Raw genomic sequence first — 19,421 nt, 5'->3', positions numbered from 1 at the left:
ATGGCCGAAAGCGAGAGCGGTGCTGACAAGAGCGAGGAACCCACAGGCAAGCGGCTTGAAGAGTCGCGCAAGAAAGGCCAGATCGCTCGCTCCAAGGAGCTCAATACGTTGGCGGTGACGCTCACCGGCACCGTAGCTCTGATCATTTTCGGCGCCTACATGGGCAATGCGCTGATGGACATCATGCGCGGCAATTTCAGCCTGCCACGTGATGTGCTGCTGAACGAAGGCAGCATGGCGCTTTATCTGCTGACGTCTGGCAAGCAGGCATTGCTGGCCGTGCAACCCTTCTTGATCGCACTGTTGATCGCCTCCGTCGTCGGTCCCATCGCGTTGGGGGGATGGTTGTTCTCTGCTGAGGCGCTACAACCCAAGGCCAGCCGGATGAACCCCCTGGCCGGCCTCAAGCGCATGTTCTCGGTTCAGGCGTTGGTCGAATTGCTCAAGGCGCTGGCCAAGTTTCTGGTGATTCTCGCGGTGGCGCTGGTGGTGCTGTCGGTGGATCAGGACGATCTGCTGGCCATTGCCAACGAACCGGTCGAGCCCGCCATCCTGCACAGCCTCAAGGTCGTCGGCTGGAGCGCTTTCTGGTTGTCCTGCGGGTTGATCCTGATCGCCGCGGTGGATGTGCCGTTCCAGCTGTGGAGTCACAAGCAGAAGCTGATGATGACCAAGCAGGAGGTGCGCGACGAGTACAAGGACACCGAGGGCAAGCCCGAAGTCAAAGGACGTATTCGTCAATTGCAGCGTGAGATGGCTGAACGGCGGATGATGCAAGCCGTGCCGCAGGCTGATGTGGTGATCACCAACCCGACGCACTTCGCCGTAGCGCTCAAGTACGACCCGGAGAAGGGTAGCGCACCGCTATTGTTGGCCAAGGGCGGCGACTTCCTGGCGCTGAAGATTCGCGAGATTGCCCAGGAGCACAAGGTGATGGTGCTGGAGTCCCCGGCATTGGCCCGTGCGGTGTATTACTCCACCGAGCTGGATCAGGAAATTCCCGCTGGCCTTTACCTGGCCGTGGCGCAGGTGCTGGCCTACGTCTATCAGCTTCGTCAATATCAGGCCGGCAAGGGCAAACGCCCGGGCCCGTTGCCCGACTTTCCGATCCCGGCGGACCTGCGCCGCGATTCGTAACGTGCCTCTTGGGCACTGCCCTGTCATTTATGGAACGCTTCTTGCCATTACCCCTTCAGGACGCACTTTCGCGTCAAAAGATTGAATGGTCTGGGGTAGGGACGTGGCAGTAGATCGCGCACAGCTAATCGGTGACGTACGCAGCAACCTTGCAGGTTTGCGCCATGGCAACCTGGGCATTCCGCTGCTGCTGCTGGTCATGCTTGGCATGGTCATGCTGCCGATCCCACCGTTTCTGCTCGACACCCTGTTCACCTTCAGCATCGCGCTGTCCATCGTCGTGCTGCTGGTCAGCATCTATGCGCTGCGACCGCTGGATTTCGCCGTGTTCCCCACCATTCTGCTGGCGGCCACGTTGTTGCGTCTGGCGCTGAACGTGGCTTCGACCCGCGTGGTGCTGCTCAACGGCCACGAGGGGCATGGTGCGGCGGGGCAGGTGATCCAGGCCTTCGGTGAGGTGGTGATCGGCGGTAACTACGTGGTTGGTATCGTGGTGTTCGCCATCCTCATGATCATCAACTTCGTAGTGGTCACCAAGGGTGCCGGACGGATTTCCGAGGTAAGCGCGCGCTTCACCCTCGATGCCATGCCAGGCAAGCAGATGGCCATCGACGCCGACCTCAATGCTGGCCTGATCGATCAGAACGAAGCCAAGAAACGCCGCAGTGAAGTGGCGCAGGAGGCAGATTTCTACGGCTCCATGGACGGTGCCAGCAAATTCGTCCGTGGCGATGCCATCGCCGGCCTGCTGATCCTGTTCATCAACCTCATCGGCGGTATCGCCATCGGCGTGCTGCAGCACGGCCTGCCGTTCGCCGAGGCGGGCAAGGTCTACACGCTGCTGACCATCGGCGACGGCCTGGTGGCGCAGATTCCTTCATTGCTGCTGTCCACCGCCGCCGCGGTGATGGTGACCCGTGTTTCCAGCTCCGAGGACATGGGTGCCCAGGTCAACCGGCAGATGTTCGCTTCGCCGCGGGCGCTGGCGGTGGCGGCGGCGATCATGATTGCCATGGGCCTGGTGCCCGGCATGCCGCATTTCTCCTTTATCAGCCTGGGCCTGGTGGCCGCTGGCGCCGCCTACTGGATCGCCAACAAGCAGCGCAAGATCAAGGAGGCCGAGGTCAAGGAAGTGCAGCGCCAGCAGGAGCTGCTGCCTGCGCAGAAGGCCCAGGAGGTCAAGGAACTGGGTTGGGACGACGTCACCCCCGTTGATATGGTCGGCTTGGAAGTGGGGTATCGCCTGATTCCGCTGGTGGACCGCAACCAGGGTGGCCAGTTGTTGGCGCGGATCAAAGGTGTGCGCAAGAAGCTGTCGCAGGAAATGGGCTTTCTCATGCCCTCTGTGCATATTCGCGACAACCTCGATCTGGCGCCCAACGCCTACCGCTTGACGCTGATGGGCGTCAGCGTGGCCGAGGCCGAGGTTTATCCGGATCGCGAACTGGCGATCAACCCCGGCCAGGTGTTCGGCCCGCTCAATGGCATCGCCGCCAAGGATCCGGCGTTCGGTCTGGAGGCCGTGTGGATCGACCCCACTCAGCGCGATCAGGCGCAGTCGCTGGGCTACACCGTGGTCGACGCCAGTACCGTGGTGGCCACTCACCTCAATCAAATCCTGCACAAGCATGCCCACGAGCTGCTGGGGCACGAGGAAGTGCAGCAACTGATGCAGTTGCTGGCCAAGAGCTCGCCGAAGCTTGCCGAAGAGTTGGTGCCGGGGCTGGTATCGCTGTCGACCCTGCTCAAGGTGCTGCAGGCGCTGCTGCAGGAGCAGGTGCCGGTGCGCGATATCCGCACCATCGCCGAGGCCATCGCCAACGTCGCGCCGAAGAGTCAAGATCCCGCCGCGATGGTTGCTGCAGTACGCGTCTCGCTGGCCCGTGCCATCGTGCAAGGCATCGTGGGACTAGAGCCGGAGCTGCCTGTGATAACCCTCGAACCAAGGTTGGAACAGATCTTGCTCAACAGTCTGCAGAAGGCCGGTCAGGGCGGTGAGGATGGCATCCTCCTCGAACCGGGCATGGCCGAGAAGCTGCAGCGTTCCCTGGTGGAAGCGGCGCAGCGCCAGGAAATGCTCGGCAAGCCGGTGATTCTGCTGGTGGCCGGACCGGTCCGGGCGATGTTGTCGCGCTTCGCGCGGCTGGCGGTACCCAGCATGCATGTGCTGGCCTACCAGGAAATTCCGGACAACAAGCAGGTCACCATAGTCGCTACGGTTGGCCAGAACTGAGGTAAAGGGTCATGCAGGTCAAACGCTTCTTCGCCGCCGATATGCGGACCGCCATGAAACTGGTGCGTGATGAATTGGGCGCCGATGCCTCGATCATCGGCAACCGCCGGGTTGCCGGTGGTGTCGAGCTGACCGCTGCGCTGGATTATCAGGCACCGGCGCCGGTGCGCCCGAACCCGGCGCTGGAAGCCGAGCTGCGCAAGACCCAGGCGCGCATCGCCAGCGCTCAGGCCGAGCTGACCACGCGTGCCGAGCAGGATGCCGGCAAGGACCGTCAATTGTTCGCCAATGAGTCGCTGCTGGCGCCCGAGCTACCCGCGACCCTGGTCAAGCCGCAGCGCCCGGTCGAGGCCCCTGTACCTGTTACGCCTGCGGTCGACCCGCGCGCACTGGAAGCCATGCGCTTCGAGCTGCACGGCTTGCGTGAGCTGATCGAAGTGCAACTGGGGTCCATCGCCTGGGGGCAACTGCAGAACCGTCGTCCGCAGCAGGCCAATCTGTGGCGCCGCCTGCAGCGCATGGGGCTGTCTGCCGAGCTATCGCAGGCGCTGCTGAGCAAGGTAGCCAGTGTGGCCGAGCCGCGTCAGGCCTGGCGTATGTTGCTGGCGCACCTGGCTCACGCGATCACTACGCCCAAGGTCGAACCGCTGGAAGAGGGTGGTGTGATCGCGCTGGTCGGTCCGGCCGGCATGGGCAAGACCACCACCCTGGCCAAGCTGGCTGCGCGTTATGTGCTTAAGTACGGCTCGCAACAGGTCGCTCTGGTGAGCATGGACAGCTTCCGCATTGGCGCGCAGGAACAGCTCAAGACCCTGGGGCGCATCCTCGGTGTGTCGGTGACTCAGATCGACCCCGGTCAGTCTCTGCTGCAGGCTCTGGCGCCGCTGGCCAAGAAACGCGTGGTGCTGGTCGATACCGCTGGCCTGCCAGGCAACGATCCGGCGCTGCGTCTGCAGTTGGAGAGTCTGGCCTCGGCACGCATCAAGGCGAAGAATTATCTGGTACTGGCCGCAACAAGTCAGAGCCAAGTGCTCAAGGCGGCCTACCATAGTTACAAGCGTTGTGGTCTTTCAGGCTGCATACTGACGAAACTGGACGAAGCCGCGAGTCTGGGTGAGGTTTTAGGTCTGGCTATAGGCCAGCAACTGCCGGTAGCCTATGTGACGGACGGGCCGCGGATTCCGGACGATCTGCACGTGCCGCGTAGCCATCAGCTGGTCAGCCGTGCCGTTGGGCTGCAGGCTGCCGAGGAGCCGAGTGAGGACGCCATGGCGCAGATGTTCGCCGGCCTCTATCACAATCCGGCCAAGCGAGCCGGTTGACGCAGCGAGAATGTTGCACCCTCTCGCCACGTGGTGCGGGAGTGAACGGCCTCAACAGGTGCTTACCAACGACCTGTAAGGCCAAGTCGAAGTTAGACAAGGTGTAGAAAGAACATGGGTATGCATCCCGTACAGGTGATTGCGGTGACTGGCGGCAAGGGTGGCGTCGGCAAGACCAATGTGTCGGTCAATCTGTCCATGGCCCTGGCCGATCTCGGCCGTCGGGTCATGCTGATGGACGCCGATCTTGGCTTGGCCAACGTCGACGTTCTGTTGGGCCTGACGCCCAAGCGCACCCTGGCCGATGTCATCGCGGGTGAATGCGATCTGCGTGATGTCCTGCTGCAGGGGCCGGGTGGCGTGCGCATCGTGCCGGCAGCATCCGGTACGCAGAGCATGGTCAGCCTCACGCCGATGCAGCACGCCGGGTTGATCCAGGCGTTCAGTGACATCAGTGAAAACCTTGACGTGCTGGTGATCGACACCGCTGCCGGTATCGGTGATGCGGTGGTCAGCTTCGTGCGTGCGGCGCAGGAGATCCTTGTGGTGGTCTGCGATGAGCCCACCTCGATTACCGACGCCTACGCGTTGATCAAGCTGCTCAATCGCGATCACGGCATTAGCCGCTTCCGCGTACTGGCCAATATGGCCCATAGCCCGCAGGAAGGACGCAATCTCTTTGCTAAGCTGACCAAGGTGACGGATCGTTTCCTCGATGTCGCCCTGCAGTATGTCGGTGCCGTGCCCTACGATGAGTGTGTGCGCAAGGCCGTGCAGAAGCAGCGCGCCGTCTATGAAGCCTTCCCTCGATCCAAGTGCGCCCTGGCGTTCAAGGCGATAGCTCAGAAGGTAGATACCTGGCCGTTACCGGCCAATCCCCGTGGTCATCTGGAGTTTTTCGTCGAGCGTCTGGTGCAACAACCGACCGCAGACTCGGCCGTATGACAGCAGCTTCTGGACTTCGTATGTACAACAAGGCTCAGGCGCAGGACTCCCAGCACCAGCTGATCGAGCGCTATGCGCCGCTGGTCAAGCGCATCGCCTACCACCTGCTGGCTCGTCTGCCGGCCAGCGTGCAGGTCGATGATCTTATCCAGGCCGGCATGATCGGCCTGCTCGAAGCCTCGCGCAAATACGACTCCAGCAAGGGTGCCAGTTTCGAGACCTTCGCCGGTATCCGTATTCGCGGCTCCATGCTCGACGAGGTGCGCAAGGGTGATTGGGCGCCGCGTTCGGTGCACCGCAACAGCCGGATGGTCAGTGATGCCATTCGTGTCGTGGAGGCCAGAACCGGACGGGACGCTAAAGATCACGAGGTTGCGGCCGAACTCCAATTGAGTCTGGAGGATTACTACGGCATTCTTGGCGACACTTTGGGCAGCCGCCTGTTCAGTTTCGACGACCTGTTGCAGGACGGTGAACATGGCGGGTTGCGCGAAGACGCCGGACACACTCACCTCGAACCTTCGCGGGACCTCGAAGACGAACGCTTCCAGGCGGCCTTGGCCGATGCCATCGCCGGTTTGCCGGAGCGCGAGCGTCTGGTGCTGGCGCTGTATTACGATGAAGAACTGAACTTGAAGGAAATCGGTGAAGTGCTGGGGGTTAGCGAGTCACGTGTTAGCCAGTTGCACAGCCAGTGCGCGGCGCGTTTGCGCTCGCGGCTGAGTGAATGGCGCGCTGGCTGAACGCGGCGTACTCGCAGGCGCAAACGGTTTCACGATTAAAGGGCGTAGTTGCAAGCGCAATACGTTTGGGACTGTACGGAGGTCGACTTGGACAAGAACATGAAAATCCTCATCGTTGACGATTTCTCGACGATGCGACGGATCATCAAGAACCTCTTGCGGGATTTGGGTTTCACCAACACCGCGGAAGCCGATGACGGCACCTCGGCGCTGCCGATGCTGCAAAGCGGCAGTTTCGACTTTCTGGTGACCGACTGGAACATGCCTGGCATGACCGGCATCGACCTGCTGCGCGCCGTACGTGCCGACGAGCGCCTCAAGCACCTGCCGGTGCTGATGGTGACTGCTGAAGCCAAGCGCGATCAGATCATCGAGGCGGCCCAGGCCGGTGTGAATGGCTACGTGGTCAAACCCTTCACCGCTCAGGTGTTGAAGGAAAAGATCGAGAAGATCTTCGAGCGGGTCAACGGCTGATGTCAGCCGCGAGGGTGCTATGGAACACGATGACTCCACGCTGGGTGACCTCGAGTCGACCCTGAAAAACAATGCCCGCGATCTGGTCGATAGCCTTGAACAAGGTAATTTCGGCGCCGCGGTGCAACTGATCAACGAGCTGAACAAGGTCCGCGATCGCGGACTGTATCACGAGGTCGGCAAACTGACCCGTGAACTGCACAACGCCATTGTCAATTTTCAGCTCGATCCGCGTATGCCGCATGCCCAGGAGCTGTCGCAGATCGCCGATGCGACCGAGCGCCTGAACTACGTCGTGACCATGACCGAGAAGGCCGCCAACCGGACCATGGATCTGGTCGAGCAGAGTGCGCCGCTGGTCAACGACCTCAGTGACGAAGCGCAGAGCCTCAGCGCTGAGTGGGGCCGCTTCATGCGCCGCGAAATCGGTGCCGACGGCTTCCGCGAGCTGGCCAAGCGTGTCGAGCTGTTCCTCGCCCGCAGTGAACGAGATGGCGCCAAGCTCTCCGGCCACCTCAACGACATTCTGTTGGCTCAGGACTATCAGGACCTTACCGGCCAGGTGATCAAGCGTGTCACCCAGCTGGTGACCGAAGTGGAAAGCAACCTGCTCAAGCTGATGCTCATGGCCAGCCAGGTCGACCGTTTTGCCGGTATTCAGCACGACCACGAAGCGCTGCGTACCGAACAGGAAAAATCAAAAGAGCCATCGCGGGGTGAAGGTCCGCAGATTCATGCCGATAAGCGTGATGACGTCGCCTCCAGCCAAGACGATGTCGACGACCTGCTGTCCAGCCTAGGGTTCTAAGGAGCACACAATATGAGCTTCGGCGCCGATGAAGAGATCCTCCAGGATTTCCTGGTAGAGGCCGGCGAGATTCTCGAACAGTTGTCCGAACAGTTAGTCGAGCTGGAAAGCCGACCGGACGACATGAACCTGCTCAACGCCATCTTCCGCGGTTTCCATACCGTCAAGGGCGGAGCGGGTTTCCTCCAGCTCAACGAGTTGGTGGAGTGCTGCCATATCGCCGAAAACGTCTTCGACATCCTGCGCAAGGGTGAGCGTCGCGTCGATTCGGAGCTGATGGATGTGGTGCTCGAGGCTCTTGATGCAGTAAATGGCATGTTCGGCGAGGTGCGTGAGCGCCGCGAGCCGACGCCCGCGTCGCCTGAACTTCTGGCGGCATTGTCACGCCTGGCCGAACCGGGCGGCGCCGAAGCGGCTCCTGCGCCGGTGCAGCAGGCCGAGCCGGAACCCGTGCCGGTGTCTCAGCCAGTTACGCCGTCCGCTGCCGCGGGCGACATCACCGACAGCGAATTCGAGCAACTGCTCGATGCCCTGGGTGACGCGCCGGCTGCCGCCCCAAGTGCGCAGACCAGTGCCAGCGATGAGATCACCGATGACGAGTTCGAGTCGCTGCTCGATCAGTTGCACGGCAAGGGGCAGTTCGCCGGCACGGTCGAAACGCCTGCCGCTGCGGTAGGCGCTTCTGCGCCTGCTGGCGTAGCGGCAGGCGATGAGATCACCGACGACGAATTCGAAGCGCTGCTCGATCAACTGCATGGCAAAGGTCAGTTCTCGGCCACCGCCGAAGCCGCTGCTCCGGTTGCAGCCGTTGCTGCAGCGCCCGCTCCGGCGGGTGATGAGATCACCGACGACGAGTTCGAGTCCTTGCTCGATCAATTGCACGGCAAAGGCAAATTCGTGCCGCCCGCTGAGCCGGCGCCCGCGCCTGCCGCCGCGGCCAAACCTGCAGCAGCGCCCAAGGCCGCCGCACCTGCCAAGCCCGCAGCAGCCAAGGCTGAGCCTGCTGCCGCTCGTGCTTCCGCCGCGCCTGCGCCGGCTGCCGACAAGGCGCCGGCCGCGAGCGAAGCGGAAACCACCGTACGGGTCGACACTGCGCGCCTCGACGAGATCATGAACATGGTCGGCGAACTGGTGCTGGTGCGTAACCGTCTGGTGCGCCTGGGACTCAACAGCGGCGACGAGGCGATGTCCAAGGCTGTGTCGAACCTCGACGTGGTCACGGCGGATCTGCAGACGTCGGTGATGAAGACCCGCATGCAGCCGATCAAGAAGGTCTTCGGCCGCTTCCCGCGTCTGGTCCGCGATCTGGCGCGTAACCTGAAGAAGGAAATCAACCTCGAGCTGGTGGGCGAGGAAACCGACCTCGACAAGAACCTGGTCGAGGCCTTGGCTGACCCGCTGGTGCACTTGGTGCGCAACGCCGTCGACCATGGCGTGGAAACCCCGGAAGAACGCGAGAAGAGCGGCAAGGCTCGCGCTGGGCGCGTGGTGCTGTCCGCCGAGCAGGAAGGCGATCACATCCTGTTGTCGATCACCGATGACGGCAAGGGTATGGACGCCGACGTGCTGCGTGCCAAGGCCGTGGAGAAGGGCCTGCTGGACAAGGACGCGGCCGATCGTCTCAACGAGTTCGAATGCTACAACCTGATCTTCGCCCCGGGCTTCTCGACCAAGACCGAGATCTCCGACGTGTCCGGTCGCGGTGTCGGCATGGACGTGGTGAAGACCAAGATTTCCCAGCTCAATGGTACGGTCAACGTGTTCTCGCAGAAGGGGCAGGGCTCGAAGATCATCATCAAGGTGCCACTGACCCTGGCGATCATGCCGACGCTGATGGTGATGCTGGAGAATCAGGCCTTCGCTTTCCCGCTGGTCAACGTCAACGAGATCTTCCATCTCGACCTGTCGCGCACCAACGTGGTCGACGGTCAGGAAGTGGTGATCGTGCGCGACAAGGCGCTGCCACTGTTCTATCTCAAGCGCTGGCTGGTACCGCAGGCCTTCCATGAAGGTCAGCGCGAAGGCCATGTGGTGATTCTCACCGTTGGCAGTCAGCGCATCGGCTTTGTCGTCGATCAACTGGTCGGGCAGGAAGAAGTGGTAATCAAGCCACTGGGCAAGATGCTGCAAGGCACGCCCGGAATGTCCGGCGCCACGATCACGGGTGACGGACGCATCGCGTTGATTCTCGACGTACCGAGCATGCTCAAGCGCTACGCTCGACGTTTCTGATGTTTCGCGGCGTGGACCCGAGGTCCACGCCGTCTAGGAGTGTGTATGGTAGTCAAGGTCTTGGTGGTAGACGACTCCGGTTTCTTCCGTCGGCGCGTGTCGGAAATTCTGTCTGCTGACCCCAGTATTCAGGTCGTGGGTACGGCCACCAATGGGCGGGAAGCCATCGATCAGGCGTTGGCGCTCAAGCCCGACGTGATCACCATGGATTACGAGATGCCGATGATGGATGGCATCACTGCGGTTCGAAATATCATGCAGCGCTGTCCGACGCCGGTGCTGATGTTCTCCTCGCTGACCCATGAAGGCGCCCGTGTCACGCTCGATGCGCTGGATGCGGGTGCTGTGGATTTCCTGCCGAAGAATTTCGAAGACATCTCGCGCAACCCCGAGAAGGTCAAGCAGATGCTGTGCGAGAAGGTGCACAGCATCGCGCGCAGCAATCGCCGTTTCAGTGCGGCCGCGGTGGCTCCGGCGCCGACTGCGGCTAGTCCGAGCGCGGCGCCGACCAGTCGTCCTGCTGTCTCGACGCGACCTGCTGCACCGGCTCCCGCTGTCCCTGCGCGTCCGACAGCAGCGGCCGGTGGCGCAGCCCCTACGTCATCAGCGCCCAAGCGCAAGGCCTACAAGCTGGTGGCTATTGGTACCTCGACCGGTGGCCCGGTGGCGCTGCAGCGCGTGTTGACCCAGCTTCCGGCCAATTTTCCGGCGCCGTTGGTTCTGATCCAGCATATGCCGGCGGCCTTCACCAAGGCTTTTGCCGAGCGCCTTGACAAGCTCTGCCGCATTCAGGTCAAGGAAGCTGAGGATGGCGATATCCTGCGCCCAGGCCTGGCGCTGCTGGCGCCTGGTGGCAAGCAGATGATGGTCGATGCGCGTGGCGCGATAAAAATCCTGCCAGGTGACGAACGCCTCAATTACAAACCCTGTGTCGATATCACTTTTGGCTCTGCCGCCAAGTCCTACGGTGACAAGGTGCTGGCCGTGGTACTCACCGGCATGGGCGCCGATGGCCGTGAGGGTGCGCGCCTGCTCAAGCAGGGCGGTAGCCAGGTGTGGGCGCAGGACGAGGCCAGTTGCGTGATCTATGGCATGCCTATGGCCGTGGTCAAAGCCAATCTGGCGGATGCGGTCTACGGCCTGGATGACATCGGCCGGCACCTGACCGAGGCCTGCCAGTGACGAACGCTAAGTCGGAAACATGCGCATGGATGTACTGAGCCTGATTGGCGTCATCCTGGCGTTCGTTGCCATTCTGGGCGGCAATTATCTCGAAGGCGGGCACGCTGGCGCCTTGCTCAACGGTCCGGCGGCGCTGATCGTCATCGGCGGTACGCTGGGCGCGGCTTTTCTGCAGGCGCCGGTGCAGGTGTTCAAGCGTGCCATGAGCATCATGCGCTGGATCTTCTTCCCACCGCGTATCGATCTGGTCGGTGGTATCAATCGTGTGACCGGTTGGAGCATGGTGGCGCGCAAGGAAGGCCTGCTCGGCCTGGAAGCAGTGGCCGATGCCGAGCCTGACCCCTATGCGCGAAAAGGTCTGCAGTTGCTGGTCGACGGCGCCGAGCCTGAGTCCATTCGCAGTATTCTGGAGGTCGACCTCTATACCCAGGAGGCGCGCGATATCCAGGCCGCCAAGGTGTTCGAGAGCATGGGCGGCTATGCACCAACCATCGGTATCATCGGTGCGGTGATGGGCCTGATCCACGTGATGGGCAACCTGGCTGATCCGAGCATGCTCGGCAGCGGCATTGCCGTGGCGTTCGTTGCCACCATCTATGGCGTCGGTTTCGCCAACCTGCTGCTGCTGCCGGCGGGCAACAAGCTCAAGTCCATCGCGCTGCGCCAGTCGCGTTACCGCGAGATGCTCCTCGAAGGCATCCTGTCCATCGCCGAGGGTGAGAACCCGCGCTCCATCGAACTGAAGCTGCAAGGCTTCATGGACTGATGGAGGTATGGCATGGCGCGCAGGCGGCATCATGAAGAGCACGAGAATCACGAGCGTTGGCTGGTCTCCTATGCCGACTTCATCACCTTGCTATTCGCCTTTTTCGTGGTGATGTACTCGATTTCCTCGATCAACGAAGGCAAGTACAAGATCCTCTCGGAGTCGCTGACGGGCGTGTTCAATCAGCCCGATCGCTCGATCAAGCCGATTCCGGTTGGCGAGGAGCGGCCGCGCACCAGTGAGCCTGATAACACCTCGATGGACGACCCCAGCTCGGATTCGACCCTGCAAAGCATCGCCTCCAGCGTGCGCGAGGTGTTTGGCGAGCTGATCCAGAGTGATCAGCTGACCGTGCGCGGCAACGAGATGTGGATCGAGATCGAGCTCAGCTCCAGTCTGCTGTTTCCCAGTGGTGATGCCATTCCGAACAATCAGGCGTTCGACATCATCGAGAAGGTCGCCAAGATTCTGGCGCCTTATCAGAATCCGGTTAAGGTGGAAGGATTCACCGATAACCTGCCGATCCAGACCGCTCAATATCCAACCAACTGGGAGTTGTCTTCGGCGCGCGCGGCGAGCATCGTGCGCATGTTGGCCATGGATGGCGTCGACCCTTCACGTCTGGCGGCCGTGGGCTACGGTGAGTTCCAGCCAGTGGCGGACAATGCCACTGCCGAGGGCAGGGGGCGTAATCGCCGGGTGGTGCTGGTGATTTCGCGCAACCTCGACACGCGACGTGGCGCTGGCAGTGCCGCGACCCAGCAGTCGGAGGCTGGCACGCAACCTGCACCAGCGTCTGCGTCGGGGGTTCCACAGTCGTGAGCCGTCAAATCCCAGTCGCCAGCTGCGTGCGTGCGACAGCCATTCTCGGCCTGAGCGCCTCTTGCCGGGAGGATGAGAGAAAATGAAAGTCTGGGCAGTAGCCAATCAGAAGGGTGGGGTCGGCAAGACCACCACCTCCATCGCTCTGGCAGGCCTGTTGGCCGATGCCGGCAAGCGTGTGGTCGTGGTCGATCTCGATCCGCATGGGTCGATGACCAGTTATTTCGGTCATGACCCCGATGCGCTGGAGCACAGTTGCTTCGATCTGTTCCTGCACCAGGGCAATGTGCCGCAAGGCCTGCCCAAGCAGTTGCTGCACAGTACCAGTCACGAGAATATCTCCCTGTTGCCGTCGAGTACCGCGCTGGCCACGCTAGAACGCCAGTCGCCGGGGCAGAGTGGCCTGGGTCTGGTTATCGCCAAGAGCCTGGCGCAGCTGTGGGAAGATTTCGATCATGCCGTCATCGACAGCCCGCCATTGCTCGGCGTGCTGATGGTCAACGCCCTGGCAGCCAGCCAGCAACTGGTGATTCCGGTACAGACCGAGTTCCTCGCGGTGAAGGGCCTGGAGCGGATGATCACCACGCTGGCGATGATCAACCGTTCGCGCAAGCAGGCCTTGCCCTACACCATCGTGCCGACGCTGTTCGACCGTCGTACCCAGGCGTCCATGAGTACGCTGCGGGTACTGCGCAATACCTATCCCGAGCACCTGTGGCCGGCCTATATCCCGGTCGACACGCGCTTGCGTGATGCCAGCCGGGCAGGGCGCACGCCCTCGCAGTTCGATGCGGGCAGCCGTGGGGTGATCGCCTATCGTGCGCTGTTGAAGCATCTTCTGAGTCATCAGCCGGCGGCGCAGGTGGCTTGAAATGAGCGTCTGTGTTGAACTGCGACACTCAAGTCGGAGCATGCAGCGGCCGATAGGCTGTCAAGATCTTATTCCGGGTTCCAGTCATGAGTCGTAACCTCGCCACCGCCACGCGTTCCCAGTTGGCCCTGCAGTCCTACCTTGACGGGCTGCTGCAGGAGGCCGCCGCCGAACTGGAGATGTCCGTCAGCCTCGACGAGTTCGAGGCCGCAGTGCTCGAGGAGCAGGTGCGCGATGCGCGGCTGGTCGAGCCGGTTGTGCTCGCTACCGTGGTTGAACCGCAGGTACAGGTGGACGTCGCGCCGGTTGAATTGCTCGCACCGACACAGGCTCCGCTCATCGATGAGGCGCCGCCAGCGCTTGCTCCCACTGCCGAGCTGGCGCCGCAGCCGGCTGCGCTGCTGGCCGATGGTCGCCCGGCCTGGGCCGAGGAGCCGTTCGAATGCCTGCTGTTCGACGTTGCCGGGTTGACCCTGGCCGTGCCATTGATCTGCCTGGGGTCGATCTACCCACTGGAAGGTCAGGAACTGACGCCGCTGTTCGGTCAGCCGGATTGGTTCCTCGGTATCCTGCCGAGCCAGGCCGGTAACCTCAAGGTGCTGGACACTGCACGCTGGGTGATGCCGGACCGTTACCGAGATGACTTCCGCGAAGGCCTGCAGTACGTGATTTCGGTGCAGGGCTACGAGTGGGGGCTGTCGGTGCATCAGGTCAGCCGTTCGATTCGCCTGGACCCGAGCGAGGTCAAGTGGCGCAGTCAGCGTACCCAGCGCCCCTGGTTGGCCGGTACAGTGATCGAGCACATGTGCGCGCTGCTCGACGTGGCGGCACTGGCCGAGCTGATCGCCAGCGGCGGGGCGAAACGCCTCAATGGCGGAAAACTGCATTGAGAATTGGTGAGCCTGTGCCTACGGGCTCTATAGTTGATGACAAGCGGGTCGACCCGCGCATGCCGCACTGAGCGGTTTTTGATGAGGCTAGGGACATGAAGAAAAGTTCTGCACAAGGTGCCGAAGATCCGATTCTGCAGTGGGTGACCTTTCGCCTGGACAACGAGACCTACGGCATCAACGTGATGCAGGTGCAGGAAGTCCTGCGTTACACCGAGATCGCCCCGGTACCGGGTGCTCCGAGCTATGTGCTGGGCATCATCAACCTGCGTGGCAATGTGGTCACCGTGATCGATACCCGCCAGCGTTTCGGCCTGGGTTCGGCGCCGGTCACCGACAACACCCGTATCGTCATCATCGAAGCGGACAAGCAAGTGGTCGGTATTCTGGTCGATAGCGTGGCCGAAGTGGTCTACCTGCGTCAGTCCGAGATCGAGACTGCCCCGAACGTCGGCAACGACGAGTCGGCCAAGTTCATCCAGGGCGTGTGCAACAAGAACGGCGAGCTGCTGATCCTGGTCGAGCTGGACAAGATGATGTCCGAGGAAGAGTGGTCGGAGCTGGAGAGCATCTGAGCCATGTCCGAGTTCGCCATGCTTGCCGCGGCCCTGGCCTTCGTGGCGCTGCTTTGCGTGGCATTGGGCATCGTCTGCAAAGGCCTGTACCGCAACCAGCAGCGCCTGCTGGCCGAGCAGGCCAAGCGTGACGCTGTGCGCGATGCGCGGATCAGGGAGCTGAGCAAGCGTCTCGACGCCTACCTGACCGGCAGCATTCGCATGGGCGAAGAGCTGCATGAGCTGCGCCGTGTGGTGGCGCCGCTGCCGGACAAGGTCAGCCAGATCGAACAGCGTGACCCCAGCAGCCTGTCGTTCACTCAGGCTGCTCGCCTGGTGGGCATGGGCGCCAGCGTCGATGACCTGACCCAGTCCTGCGGTCTGAGCAAGGCCGAGGCCGAGCTGATCAGCCGCCTGCACACACCCAAGGCAGGCCAGTCGCAATAGCCTTCCTCACGCCTTGACGCATAGTCGAGCGCGTTCTTAGCAGGCCCTGCCGCCTGCGCAATCAATCCTAGCGTCCCTGTGCGCCCATCTACGCTGATAGAAGGCAGTGGTTCGTCCGGCTGTGGTCGTCACGGGGGATTGGTCATGCATCGTCTTGTTGTGTTTTTCTTTGGCTGGCTGCTCTGCCAGCCCCTGGTTGCTCAGGAGGCGCCGCTGCAGGTCGCGGGTGCGACCACGGTCAACGTGATGCAGGCCAAGCACTTGCACGACCATGGCGCACTGTTCATCGATGTGCGGCCGGCTCGAGAATGGGGCTGGGGGCATGTCGAGGGTGCCATTCATCTGGATCTGCGCTGGCACTTTGCATCTCTGGCGCAGGTGCCCTGGCCGCGCGAGGTGCCCCTGGTCATCTATTGCGACAGTGAGGTGTGTGCGCAGAGTGCCGTCGCGGTCGAGCAGGCCGTTGGCTGGGGTTTTACCCGTGTGTTCTATTTTCGTGGCGGTTACTTCGCCTGGCAGTTGTTCGATATGCCAAGCAGCAAGGGCAGCACCAACGAGCGGCTGGCGCTCAGCTCGCCGGACCCTTGAGCAAGGGCAGCGGCGGGGTGACGTCGCGTTCGGCATCGGCCTCGAAACCCGGCGGGGCCTTGCCCTGCAGGTGCCAGGCGAAGGCGATGATCTCGGCAATGCAGCGATACAGCGCTTCCGGAATGGCATCGCCCAGTTCCAGGCGCGCCAGCAGACGCACCAACTCGGCATTTTCGTAAATCGGTACTTCGTATTCGCGAGCGATGGCGAGAATGGCTTCGGCCAGTTCGTCATCACCCTTGGCGCTGAGTATCGGCGCGTTTTGCCCGTCATAGTTGAGGGCGATGGCCTGACGCGCTTCGGACTGCGGTTTGCGGCTCATGCGGTTTCGTCCACCCAGCGTTGTTCCAGCGAGGTCTTCGGCCCTTGCGGCGGCATGCCCTGGCTGCAGGCCAGCTCGCCCACCTCCAGGCCCGCGGCTTGCAGGCGCTCACGCAGGTTGCCCAGTTCGGCGGTGATCAGCGATGCGGTATCGGCGCGCTCGGCCCATAACTGGCTGGAGAGGCTGCCGCGTAGCAACTGAGCCCGAACCTGCAGAGGACCAAGGTGGTCGAGATCGAAGGCCAGTTCCACGCGCCAGAGCGTTTCCTTCTGTTCCGCCTTTTCCGCCTTGCCGCTGTCTTCACGCTGCAGTTTGACCTGCAGCGGAATCACCTCCTGCTGATGGCGCATGGGCAGCTCCAACTGCCAGGTGGTCAGCAGGTTGCCGTTGGCGTCGACCTGGGTTTGCGCAAGGCTCGATAGCTGGTGGGTCTGCAGCCGTGAGACGGCCGCTGCTGCGAGCTTCAGCAGGGTTTCCAGGTCGGCTTCGCCATCCATGTTCTGCAACAGGCGCGAAGGTAATGGGAAGGTCAGCGCCTGTTGGCGCGCCGAGCCGGGTGCGCCTGCGCCGAGCAGTTGCCGGGCCAGGTTGGGCAGGTTCTGGCTGAGGGCGTTCTGCAGGCCGGCAAGGGGGCCGGAGACACCTGGCAGTTGCGGCATCAGTTGAGCGATCAGGCGCAGCAGGTTGGCCTTCAGGTCCTGCGGCAATGTGCCGGTCTGGCCCTGCAGCAGTTTGGCTTCGAGCAGCACACCGCTGCCTTCGAGCGCCTGCGCCAGGCCCTTGGCGGTGCTCAGCTGTGCGCTGTCGGGGAGGGCGCCAAGCAGCTTGTCGATACTGCCGCGCAGGGCTTCATCGCCGCCGCTCAGTTTCTGCAAGCCTTTGAACAGCCCCTCCAGCGATGCCTGGCGATTCTGCTGGGCGGCCAGTTGCTGGCCCAGCACCAATTGATCGAGGCGGCCACTGAGCGGCAGGAAGGCGAGGCTCTGGCTGCCCTGCACCTGCGCGCTGAGCAGGCTGCCGAGCGGCAGCGCCAGCGGACTGTCGAGCGCCAACTGGCTGCCGGCGAGGGGGGTATTGAGCAGGTTCACCACCAGGCGATAGATCGTTTGCGCACCCTGCGGCGGCAAAACGTCGCGGCTGACCACTTTGCCCTGGACCAGGGTGCCGGGCGGCAGTTGCTGCAGGTCGAGGCTGGTCAGCGGTTTGTCGCCGCCTGCCTGCAAGGCCAGCGCCAGGCGAGTGTCCGACAGTGCGGTGACCACCAGCGCGCTGCCCTGGGCCAGTGGCCTGGGGCTTTCAGCCTGCAAAGTCGCCTGTTTGCCGCCTGCGAGGGTCAGTTTGAGCAGCAGTTGGAAGCTTTGCGCCTGCTCGCGAATCGCCACGACTTCGGCCTTGGCGCTTTCGCCGGCCGCCAGCATGCCTTCCAGCGGCTGCAACAGGCGTACGGCCATGTCTGCGGCGGTCGCAGTGTTGCGCATCACCGGCACGGAAGGGGGAAGCGGGCGTGGGCTGCTGATTTCGCTCATGGGCTCTCACGTATCTGATGGCGTACCGCTTCGCGAGTACAGCCTACGGCCGATTTGTCTGCGACAGATTAACACCCTGTCGAAAATGCTGACTGCGGGGACAGTGATGCGACATGTATAATGCCGGCCCGTTGCGCAGCGCACTTCCGGCACGCGTCAGTATAGCGGCCGGAGCACCGTCGACTTTAACCCTGCCAGGTATCGATGACCCGTCCCGTTCCCCTTCTCGAAGCCGTGGCGCTCAGCTGTGAGCGGGACTGGCGCATGCTCTTCGAGCAACTGCACTTCGCCCTGCAGCCAGGCGACATGTTGCAGATCAGCGGCCCCAACGGCAGTGGCAAGACCAGCCTGTTGCGGCTGATCGCTGGCCTGCGTCAGCCGACCTCCGGCGACATCCTGTTGCAGGGGCAGGCCCTGGCCGAGCAGCGCAGCGAGCTGGCGCGCAACCTGTTGTGGATTGGCCATGCCGCCGGCATCAAGGGCTTGCTGACTGCCGAAGAGAACCTGGCCTGGCTCTGTGCGCTGCATCGCCCGGCCAATCGCGAGGCGATCTGGCAGGCGCTGGAGGCGGTCGGCCTGCGCGGTTTCGAGGATGTTCCCTGCCATACCCTGTCGGCCGGCCAGCAGCGCCGTGTCGCCCTGGCACGTCTGTACCTGGCCGATACGCCGCCACTGTGGGTGCTCGATGAGCCTTTCACTGCGCTGGACAAGAGCGGTGTGGCGCAACTCGAAGGACACCTGGCCGACCATTGCGAGCGTGGTGGCGTCGTGGTGCTGACTACTCACCACAGCCTGCAATGCACACCAGCGACCTATCGCGATCTGGATCTGGGGCAGTACGCGGCATGAGCAACGTTTTCACTCAACTGCTGTCGCGCGAAATGCGTCTGCTCGCCCGTCGTCCGTCCGACCTGGCCAATCCGCTGGTGTTCTTCGCCATTGTCATTGCGCTGTTCCCGCTGGCGGTGGGGCCAGAGACGCAATTGTTGCAAACCCTTTCTCCGGGCCTGGTCTGGGTCGCAGCCCTTTTGGCCGTGCTGCTCTCGCTGGACGGGCTTTTCCGCAGTGATTTCGAGGATGGCTCGCTCGAACAGTGGGTCCTTTCGTCGCACCCCCTGCCTCTTCTGGTGTTGGCCAAGGTGCTGGCACACTGGCTTTTCAGTGGTCTGGCGCTGGTTTTGCTGGCGCCCGTGCTGGCGCTGATGCTCGGTCTGCCTGGGCGTTGCCTGCCGGTACTGCTGATTTCCCTGCTGCTCGGCACCCCGGTGCTGAGCCTGCTCGGCGCGGTGGGCGCGGCGCTCACCGTTGGTCTCAAGCGCGGCGGCCTGCTGCTGGCGCTGCTGATCCTGCCGCTGTACATCCCGGTGCTGATTCTTGGCAGCGGGGCGCTGCAGGCGGCCTTGCAAGGACTGCCGGCTAGCGGCCACCTGTTGTGGCTGGCCAGCCTCACCGCCCTGGCGGTGACCCTGACACCTTTTGCGATTGCCGCCGGTCTGACCATCAGCGTCGGTGAATAACAACGAACCGTGATTGACATCTGACCGGGTAACCGCCGGATC

The 19,421-nt window shown here is 62.7% G+C and carries 20 protein-coding genes; 18 read left to right on the top strand and 2 right to left on the bottom strand.

What is annotated here, in order from left to right; all coding sequences use genetic code 11:
* From flhB to BM186_RS14215, 16 genes are all read left to right on the top strand, one after another.
* Entirely contained in the window at positions 1-1,137 is a 1,137-nt protein-coding gene (gene flhB / locus BM186_RS14290) for a flagellar biosynthesis protein FlhB (RefSeq protein ID WP_074916090.1), read from the top strand.
* 85 nt (positions 1,138-1,222) lie between these two features.
* Positions 1,223-3,370, top strand: coding sequence for a flagellar biosynthesis protein FlhA (gene flhA, locus BM186_RS14285; protein WP_072425679.1), 2,148 nt, complete (start codon positions 1,223-1,225; stop codon positions 3,368-3,370).
* An 11-nt stretch (positions 3,371-3,381) separates the two neighbouring features.
* Positions 3,382-4,692, top strand: coding sequence for a flagellar biosynthesis GTPase FlhF (gene flhF / locus BM186_RS14280; RefSeq protein WP_074916088.1), 1,311 nt, complete (start codon positions 3,382-3,384; stop codon positions 4,690-4,692).
* 114 nt (positions 4,693-4,806) lie between these two features.
* Positions 4,807-5,637: a flagellar synthesis regulator FleN gene (gene fleN, locus BM186_RS14275; RefSeq protein WP_162843938.1), complete on the top strand. Its 831-nt coding sequence runs from the start codon at positions 4,807-4,809 to the stop codon at positions 5,635-5,637.
* Positions 5,634-6,380, top strand: a complete 747-nt coding sequence (gene fliA, locus BM186_RS14270; RefSeq protein WP_074916086.1) for an RNA polymerase sigma factor FliA — start codon at positions 5,634-5,636, stop codon at positions 6,378-6,380. The genes fleN and fliA overlap by 4 nt, the downstream gene beginning before the upstream one ends.
* Before the next feature lie 99 nt (positions 6,381-6,479).
* Positions 6,480-6,854, top strand: coding sequence for a chemotaxis response regulator CheY (locus BM186_RS14265; protein WP_169968482.1), 375 nt, complete (start codon positions 6,480-6,482; stop codon positions 6,852-6,854).
* Between the two features lie 19 nt (positions 6,855-6,873).
* Positions 6,874-7,662 carry a protein phosphatase CheZ gene (locus BM186_RS14260; protein WP_072425677.1) on the top strand — a complete coding sequence of 263 codons (789 nt, stop codon included), beginning with the start codon at positions 6,874-6,876 and terminating at the stop codon, positions 7,660-7,662.
* A gap of 12 nt (positions 7,663-7,674) precedes the next feature.
* Positions 7,675-9,894, top strand: coding sequence for a chemotaxis protein CheA (locus BM186_RS14255; protein ID WP_074916084.1), 2,220 nt, complete (start codon positions 7,675-7,677; stop codon positions 9,892-9,894).
* Positions 9,895-9,939: 45 nt separating this feature from the next.
* Positions 9,940-11,076, top strand: a complete 1,137-nt coding sequence (locus BM186_RS14250; protein ID WP_003460776.1) for a protein-glutamate methylesterase/protein-glutamine glutaminase — start codon at positions 9,940-9,942, stop codon at positions 11,074-11,076.
* 25 nt (positions 11,077-11,101) lie between these two features.
* A complete protein-coding gene (locus BM186_RS14245) occupies positions 11,102-11,842 on the top strand; it encodes a flagellar motor protein (RefSeq protein ID WP_017679181.1) in 741 nt (246 codons plus the stop codon).
* A gap of 12 nt (positions 11,843-11,854) precedes the next feature.
* Complete coding sequence (gene motD / locus BM186_RS14240; protein ID WP_072425675.1) at positions 11,855-12,664, top strand: flagellar motor protein MotD; 810 nt, start codon at positions 11,855-11,857, stop codon at positions 12,662-12,664.
* 82 nt (positions 12,665-12,746) lie between these two features.
* Positions 12,747-13,535, top strand: a complete 789-nt coding sequence (locus tag BM186_RS14235) for a ParA family protein (protein ID WP_021489627.1) — start codon at positions 12,747-12,749, stop codon at positions 13,533-13,535.
* A gap of 86 nt (positions 13,536-13,621) precedes the next feature.
* Complete coding sequence (locus BM186_RS14230; RefSeq protein WP_074916082.1) at positions 13,622-14,425, top strand: CheW domain-containing protein; 804 nt, start codon at positions 13,622-13,624, stop codon at positions 14,423-14,425.
* 95 nt (positions 14,426-14,520) lie between these two features.
* Positions 14,521-15,000, top strand: coding sequence for a chemotaxis protein CheW (locus tag BM186_RS14225; protein ID WP_003243242.1), 480 nt, complete (start codon positions 14,521-14,523; stop codon positions 14,998-15,000).
* Positions 15,001-15,003: 3 nt separating this feature from the next.
* Complete coding sequence (locus tag BM186_RS14220; RefSeq protein ID WP_072425673.1) at positions 15,004-15,426, top strand: DUF2802 domain-containing protein; 423 nt, start codon at positions 15,004-15,006, stop codon at positions 15,424-15,426.
* Positions 15,427-15,570: 144 nt separating this feature from the next.
* Complete coding sequence (locus BM186_RS14215) at positions 15,571-16,014, top strand: rhodanese-like domain-containing protein (RefSeq protein WP_072425672.1); 444 nt, start codon at positions 15,571-15,573, stop codon at positions 16,012-16,014.
* Here BM186_RS14215 and BM186_RS14210 read toward each other — a convergent pair.
* Together BM186_RS14210 and fliK are read right to left on the bottom strand one after the other, a co-directional pair.
* Positions 15,995-16,336: an EscU/YscU/HrcU family type III secretion system export apparatus switch protein gene (locus BM186_RS14210; RefSeq protein WP_074916081.1), complete on the bottom strand. Its 342-nt coding sequence runs from the start codon at positions 16,334-16,336 to the stop codon at positions 15,995-15,997. The two genes, BM186_RS14215 and BM186_RS14210, sit on opposite strands and share 20 nt — an antisense overlap.
* Positions 16,333-17,862, bottom strand: a complete 1,530-nt coding sequence (gene fliK / locus BM186_RS14205; protein ID WP_074916079.1) for a flagellar hook-length control protein FliK — start codon at positions 17,860-17,862, stop codon at positions 16,333-16,335. Before fliK ends, BM186_RS14210 begins: the two co-directional genes overlap by 4 nt.
* 204 nt (positions 17,863-18,066) lie before the next feature.
* Here fliK and ccmA point away from each other — a divergent pair, with 204 nt between their 5' ends.
* On the top strand, positions 18,067-18,711 hold the full coding sequence (gene ccmA, locus BM186_RS14200; RefSeq protein ID WP_074916077.1) for a cytochrome c biogenesis heme-transporting ATPase CcmA: 645 nt from the start codon (positions 18,067-18,069) through the stop codon (positions 18,709-18,711).
* Positions 18,708-19,379 (top strand): heme exporter protein CcmB, encoded by a 672-nt coding sequence (gene ccmB / locus BM186_RS14195; protein WP_003460796.1) that lies wholly within the window; start codon positions 18,708-18,710, stop codon positions 19,377-19,379. The genes ccmA and ccmB overlap by 4 nt, the downstream gene beginning before the upstream one ends.
* Positions 19,380-19,421: the final 42 nt, after the last annotated feature.

The sequence above is a fragment of the Ectopseudomonas toyotomiensis genome, from assembly GCF_900115695.1.
Classification (GTDB): Bacteria; Pseudomonadota; Gammaproteobacteria; order Pseudomonadales; family Pseudomonadaceae; genus Aquipseudomonas; species Aquipseudomonas toyotomiensis.
The sequence above is the reverse complement of the archived record's forward strand: the minus strand, read 5'-3'. Positions and strand labels throughout refer to the sequence as shown.